Consider the following 1,258-nt stretch of genomic DNA (forward strand, 5'->3'; position numbering starts at 1 on the left):
CATAGGTATCTACACAAATCCCAAGTTTTGGGTTAAATTGAAGAGCATGCTCTTCAATTTAATATCTCCCATCTTGATACACGTCTCGTCAGACGATACAACGCCCTCGTAAAGCTTAATATGAATCCTCTTGCTTCACTTGCCCCTGCAATTAAGGAAATGGCCTCTGCCCAGAAGTCCAGTTTTGCAACCACCCAGGCAGTTTGGCGATTTCTCAATAATGAAAAAGTCTCTTTCAAGCAATTGAATGAGCCAATACAGCGACTTGCATTTGAACAGATTGATCAATCCTCTCACCCTTATGCGCTGATTATTCATGATTGGTCTCAACTGCAATATGTGAAACATAACAATAAAACTCAGCGTCTTCAAAGAACCCATCAATATGATTCAGGCTATGAACTGCAAAGCAGTCTACTGGTTGATGCGGCATCGGGGCTTCCCATTGCACCATTGGCTCAAACGCTATCTGACGCATCAGGCTGTTATTCCACATTCAGTGAACAATACAGCGAGCGAAAAACCCATTTGGATTCACTCGCAGAACAAATCAAAACGATCGAACAGTATCCGGTTGAGAAAACAAAAGTTCATATCATTGATCGTGAAGGTGACTCAATTGCCCATCTAAGAGCGATGAGCAAGAATCGCTTCAAATGGCTGATTCGGGCCAAAGAAGGTCATCGAGTTGAGTATCACGGTCAGACATACAAAGTTGGCGAGATTGCAGAAAAGATAGAAACGCATTCAATCAAAAATATTTCTTACAAAGGCAATCAGCATACTTTACATGTGGGTGAGACCCATATACGCATAACACGCGCAGCAAAACCAAAGCAGAAAGATAGCTCAGGGAAGCGGGTTGCTCCTGAGCAGGGAGATGCTGTCGATGCAAGGCTGGTTGTTTCTGTCGTTAAGGATTGTGACGGTAAAATTGTGGCGAGATGGTGTTTGCTGAGTAATGTTGCAATGGATATAGATACAGCAGAATTGAGTACATGGTATTACTGGCGCTGGACAATTGAGTGTTATTTTAAATTGCTTAAGCAGGCAGGACATGACGTTGAGGCATGGCTACAAACGACACCTCAAGCAATCCTGAGAAGGCTACTGATCAGTAGTATGGCTTGTGTGCTGACATGGCGAGTACAGCGTGGTACAGATGAGCAGAATATAAGAATTCGGGCATTTCTCACCCGAATTTCAGGTAGGCAACAGAAAAGGGGAAAATTAGAAAGTGCCCCTGCCATACTGGCAG

Annotated in this window: 1 protein-coding gene; it reads left to right on the forward strand. The window is 43.6% G+C overall.

Annotated features, from left to right (window positions below):
• Positions 1-120: 120 nt before the first annotated feature.
• Positions 121-1,258 (forward strand): transposase (locus tag FTV03_RS17725; protein ID WP_180042418.1); only part of this gene is annotated, 1,138 nt, incomplete at its 3' end.

This window comes from Acinetobacter sp. YH12218, assembly GCF_013417925.1.
GTDB classification, from domain to species: Bacteria; Pseudomonadota; Gammaproteobacteria; order Pseudomonadales; family Moraxellaceae; genus Acinetobacter; species Acinetobacter amyesii.